The organism is Agathobaculum sp. (assembly GCF_050946325.1).
Classification (GTDB): domain Bacteria; phylum Bacillota; class Clostridia; order Oscillospirales; family Butyricicoccaceae; genus Agathobaculum.
Genome location: NZ_JBMNUP010000147.1, coordinates 1 through 4,685 on the forward strand (window position 1 = coordinate 1; position 4,685 = coordinate 4,685).

Annotated in this window: 6 protein-coding genes and 1 pseudogene; 1 reads left to right on the forward strand and 6 read right to left on the reverse strand. The window is 50.4% G+C overall.

All coding sequences use genetic code 11. From position 1 onward, the window contains the following. Positions 1-640: 640 nt before the first annotated feature. Both ACOYIE_RS09450 and ACOYIE_RS09455 read right to left on the reverse strand, forming a co-directional pair. The gene (locus ACOYIE_RS09450; protein ID WP_433412626.1) at positions 641-1,975 is read right to left on the reverse strand and encodes a relaxase/mobilization nuclease domain-containing protein; all 1,335 of its coding nucleotides are present in this window, start codon (positions 1,973-1,975) and stop codon (positions 641-643) included. Positions 1,976-2,094: 119 nt separating this feature from the next. Next, positions 2,095-2,265, reverse strand: coding sequence for a hypothetical protein (locus ACOYIE_RS09455; protein WP_433412628.1), 171 nt, complete (start codon positions 2,263-2,265; stop codon positions 2,095-2,097). A 97-nt stretch (positions 2,266-2,362) separates the two neighbouring features. On the opposite strand from ACOYIE_RS09455, the gene ACOYIE_RS09460 reads away from it, so the two are divergent. Continuing rightward, positions 2,363-2,566 carry a helix-turn-helix domain-containing protein gene (locus ACOYIE_RS09460; protein ID WP_433412629.1) on the forward strand — a complete coding sequence of 68 codons (204 nt, stop codon included), beginning with the start codon at positions 2,363-2,365 and terminating at the stop codon, positions 2,564-2,566. On the opposite strand, the gene ACOYIE_RS09465 is transcribed toward ACOYIE_RS09460, so the two are convergent. The 4 genes and pseudogenes from ACOYIE_RS09465 to ACOYIE_RS09480 all read right to left on the reverse strand — a co-directional run. Continuing rightward, positions 2,563-2,895: a plasmid mobilization protein gene (locus ACOYIE_RS09465; protein ID WP_433412631.1), complete on the reverse strand. Its 333-nt coding sequence runs from the start codon at positions 2,893-2,895 to the stop codon at positions 2,563-2,565. The two genes, ACOYIE_RS09460 and ACOYIE_RS09465, sit on opposite strands and share 4 nt — an antisense overlap. A 231-nt stretch (positions 2,896-3,126) precedes the next feature. After that, on the reverse strand, positions 3,127-3,747 hold the full coding sequence (locus ACOYIE_RS09470) for a hypothetical protein (protein WP_433412633.1): 621 nt from the start codon (positions 3,745-3,747) through the stop codon (positions 3,127-3,129). A gap of 45 nt (positions 3,748-3,792) precedes the next feature. After that, positions 3,793-4,401 carry a hypothetical protein gene (locus tag ACOYIE_RS09475; protein WP_433412635.1) on the reverse strand — a complete coding sequence of 203 codons (609 nt, stop codon included), beginning with the start codon at positions 4,399-4,401 and terminating at the stop codon, positions 3,793-3,795. A 36-nt stretch (positions 4,402-4,437) separates the two neighbouring features. Further along, positions 4,438-4,685, reverse strand: a pseudogene (locus ACOYIE_RS09480) (hypothetical protein); the annotation flags it as partial.

Genomic DNA, 4,685 nt, shown 5'->3' on the forward strand with positions numbered 1-4,685 from the left:
GAACATGAAGCATCTGGAGGCTATCTGCGAGGATGCCTCTGTTGCCATCTGATTTCATTTACTTAGAGTCTGCAAACCAATTTGCGCATAAAGCTTGACACTACCGTTTAATATCTGTAATCTTTGATGAGATGGTTTTATGCTATGCTTTTTTAGCATTTCAGAAAGACTATTTGAATTGATGTCCATGATTCACCTCATGTTCCATCAAGACTGTAATGATTCCAACATTGAATTTATTACAATCTTAATATATAATATCACCAAAATTTGAAAAGTCAATTAACTATAATTAAAATAACCAAAATATTTTTTAAATTCAAGTGTTATTTTTTTAATGCATAATTTAAAGTGACAACTGCCCACTGTTTCACAATTGTTCAGCACAGAGCTTCTGACGGCATTTTATAGTTACCATTTTAACACACCTGATGTTATTGGTTCTTGACTTTGGGTGGGGCAAGCAATGCCCCGGTATATACCGGGACTGCTTGTTGGAGGGCTGACCGCCCCCAATCCCCTGTGAAAACGGACGCGTGATGCGTCCGTTTTTTAAGCCGCCTTCGGCGTCTGCTGCCCAACCTTGCGGAGATGATTATTGAAAAAATGATAAATAAGAACGCAAAAATTGTGCCCTGATTTATCGTTCTTCCTCATGTTCAATGCGACGCTGGGAAACATTTTTTGAAGCGCCGAGAATGCGGTCGGTGTTGCTTTTTGCCGTAAGCAGTTCCATCATTTTCGCTCTTTCCCGCTTTTGATCCGAGTAGAGTTTTTTGTTCTCTGCGTACAGCACGGCGTACTCCTGTTTGAGCCCATTAATACTCGGCAGCTTTTGGAAGCCCAGTGAATCAAAATACCGTTTGGCAGCTTCGCACAGAATAATGTCGCCGGAATGTTCGTTGTAAAAAGCGTCTTTCTTTTTTTGCGGCAACTTGCGGTATTGTGCGTAGACTTCACGGGTTTTGCCGTATGTTCCAATCTGTTTTTGCAACTCGGATATTTCCTTCATTCGTTCATTATTTGCTTTGGTCTTATCGGAAATTTCATGATATTTTTTGGAAGAAGCGTCGGCGGCTTTGACCAGCGCGCCATAATCGTCAAGGCCGTTTTCCTGCAAATATATGAGTGTCTTCGCCATCTCTTTCAGGTTATACACCTTGGCCCATCGCTCAAATCCCGGAGAGTTGGCCTGCCGTAATTTTGCCTGAATGTCAATGAGCAGATTCGGTTTTGCTGGTACTGCGGCGGGTTGCAATTTTTGTTTGAACGTGACGGTCCGCTTGCTGGAAATACGCTCATAAATCGCAGATTCTGTATAGTCAGCCCCAAGGGCGTCGCATCGGACAAAACGTTTTCCATCTGGAATTTTGAATGCCAGATGCTTTCCGCACTTCACTTCAACGCCCGCTGCCCGCATAGCGGTGAGGAAGCTGTTAAAGTCTTTACCTCCGGAGGCAAGCGCTGCATCTATGAATTGTTCCAACTTGCCCCGGACAGTAAGCGGCTTGCCGTCGCCCAGCCATGTGCCATAGCAGCCCCGGCTGGGTTTTGGATTCTCAATGACCGACAGCCCGTTTTCCAGACAGAACGTATCGGAAATTCTGCGGATAGCGAAGGAAGAACCCCAGAAATTTCTGAATTTCCGTGTGCAGTCAAGGCTGGTGGAATTGAAAATGATATGCGAGTGGATATGGGCTTTGTCCACGTGGGTGCAGACGATAAAAGCGTGCCTGCCCTTGGTCAGCGACATGGCGAGGTCATAGCCGATTTTATTTGCCTTTGCCGGGTCGATTTCGCCGGGCCTGAAGGATTGCCGCAGATGATAGGCAATTACGTCGCTCTCTTTCTTTTCCCGCCCGGTGAGAGCCGCATACCGCCGTTTGGAAAATAAGAACTCCTGATCGGCGATTCCCGGATTGCACTCATAAGCTGAAACCCATTCGCCGCCGTCCGTCTTTTCCGGATTCTTCACATAATCCGTCGTCCTGCCCAGCGCCGTCGCAACGTTCCGGCCCTTGCCTGTGTGCAGAGGTATCAAATTTGTAGTTGCCATAGGTCTAACCTCGCTGAATAATGCGAGGGCAGCAGCCATTATTTCTGGCCGCTGTCCTCGTCTTTTTTATTTTTTGTTACGAGCTGGATTACCGGCTCATCGGATGATATATAAATTTCCTCGGTATCTATCTGTGCTTGCTGCAACAGTTCAATCGCTTTTGTTGTGGCTCTGAACAGTTCCTGATACATTTTCGCGTAGTCTGCCATCGTAAGTCCTCCTATGTATATGCCCAATATTAGAGCATATTATATGCTCATTATAACGAACATAATGGAAATATACAAGATAGGGGAGGAATTTGTCGTGATCGTCTATACGCCGCTTTGGGATACAATGAAAAGGAAAGAGATTACAACATATACGCTTCGTGAAAAATATAAAATAAGCGGTAGCACCGTTCAGCGTCTTAAGAGAAATATGTCAGTGTCTACAAACACGCTGGCGGATTTATGCAGACTTCTGGACTGCAAACTTTCTGATGTCGCGGAATACCGCAAGGATTGTTAGAGCTTTGAAAGCTGTTCAAGGATGTTCCCGAACAGCTTCCGGCTTTCCTCCAGCGCGGTCTTAATTTCATCTATCTCATCCGGGTAATACCCGCCGCCGGAATTGACGCGCCGCGCGATCTGGTTCAGGTTGTTGGACGCGGAGCGCAGGTACTTCGCGCAGGCGTCCAGCTCCGGTATTTCCAGATTGACGGTATACCCGTCGATGCACATTTTCCGTATATAGGCGCTCATGTTGCGGATATGGGCAAGCTCCATTTTCTGCTCGATAAGCTGCCGGTCATGTCCCGAAACCTTAAAATAGATCCCGCTATCCTTTTCTTTTGCCATAAAGCCTCCTGAAACGCAAACGGACGGCTTGCCGAAGCAAGCCGCCCTGAAAATGATTTAGCCGTCGTACTGCCTGCGGCAAACGCCGTAGTGCCGAGGGAGAGAACCAGCGCAAGCGCGAGAAGAAGCGCCGGTATGCTTTTTCGTTTCATAGAACCTCCAATCTTGCAGCAAAAGGGAGAACCCGCAATCGGATTCTCCCAGCCGCGTTTTTATTCAGTTGGGGCAGATTTACGCCGCTGTGTCCCACTCGATCACAAATACGACGCTTGCGACGGTGGCGTTGTTGACCGCGCCGGACAGCGGGGTAACGATAGCGGAGTAGTCGATTTTAACGCTGTTGGCGGCGGTGTCGCCCACGCCAGTCATGTGGCAGCCAGCGATGGGAGAAGTGATGAGCGCCTGCGTTGCAGCATCGGAGGTGGTCTTGACCTGTGCGCCGCCGCCGATGCTCATAGCGAAGCCCAGCTTGTTGGAATCGACCTTTTCACCGGCAAGGGAAGCCTTGCTGCCGAACGCGGTCAGATGCCAGTCGGACGCAGCGGTGATGGAAACGGACTTGACGCGAACCGCACCGTAAGAGTTGTTAACGATTTTGCAGTCGGTGGCGGTGACAACATCGCCCTCATCGGACATTGCCATCGGGAGTGAGGTGGGAACAACGACGTTGAGCTTGGTCGAGGTCGTGCCGCCGCCCCCGCCAATACCGTCGTTTGTAGTGGTCAGGTTGACCGGCGTTGTGCCGGAGCCACCCGACGTGTCAATCTCAGCGGCAAACGCGGTTGCGGACATGGCGCATACCATGCAGAGCGCAAGGCAAAGCGCGGTGAGCTTCGGAAAATGCTTTTTCATAGAGTACCTCTTTCTGCCTTTCGGCTATAAAAATGGTGATTTTGCTTACGCGGCGGTATCCCATTCAATGACGAACACCACAGTGGCAACGGTTGCGGAGGTTACGGGCGCGGAGAGCGGGGTGACGATGGCGCTGTATGCCACGCTGACAGCATTGCCGGTGGTATCGCCCACGCCGCTCATGTAGCAACCGGTGACGGGCGCGGAAATAAGTGCCTGCGTAGCTTCGTTGGAAGCGTCCGTCTGGACAGCCGTACCGCCGCCGATGGAAAGCGCGAAGCCCAGCTTATTGGAATCGACCTTTTCGCGAGCGAGAGTGGACTTATCTCCAAAAGCTGTGAGCTTCCAGCCGTTGGCGGTAGAAATGCTGACGGACTTCACGCGGACAGCGCCAAAGCTGTTGTTCACAATCTTGCAGTCGGTGGCAGTGGTTACATCGCCGGTCTGGGACATTGCCATCGGCAGCGCGGTGGGAACGGTGACGCTCATTGCAGTTGCGGCGGGGTCGCCGCCCGGTGTGCCGTCATCAGTGGAGCTGAGGTTGACCGGCGTAGAGCCGGAGCCTCCCGGGGTGCTGACATCTGCGGCGAACGCGGAAACGGACATGGCGCAGACCATACAGAGCGCGAGGATAGTGGAAAGAATCTTTTTCATACGATGATTCTCCTTTGAAAAATATAGATTTTATCGTCACTCAAGGACGGTAATGGTGATAATCGCACCGGCACAGCCGAGATAGCTGCCGGTTTCGGGGTCTACGTTGTAGAACATGGCGGTGCAGTCGTAAGTACCGGCGTCGAGGTCAACATCCAGCTTGGCGTTCTCGATTTTGCTGCCTACGGCAATCGCGCCGGAGGTGTAAATCTTCTCGTTGGTGTCGTTGCGGACGATTTCGACCACCTGCGGGTAGTTGTTGACGGCTTCGTTGACAATCATCA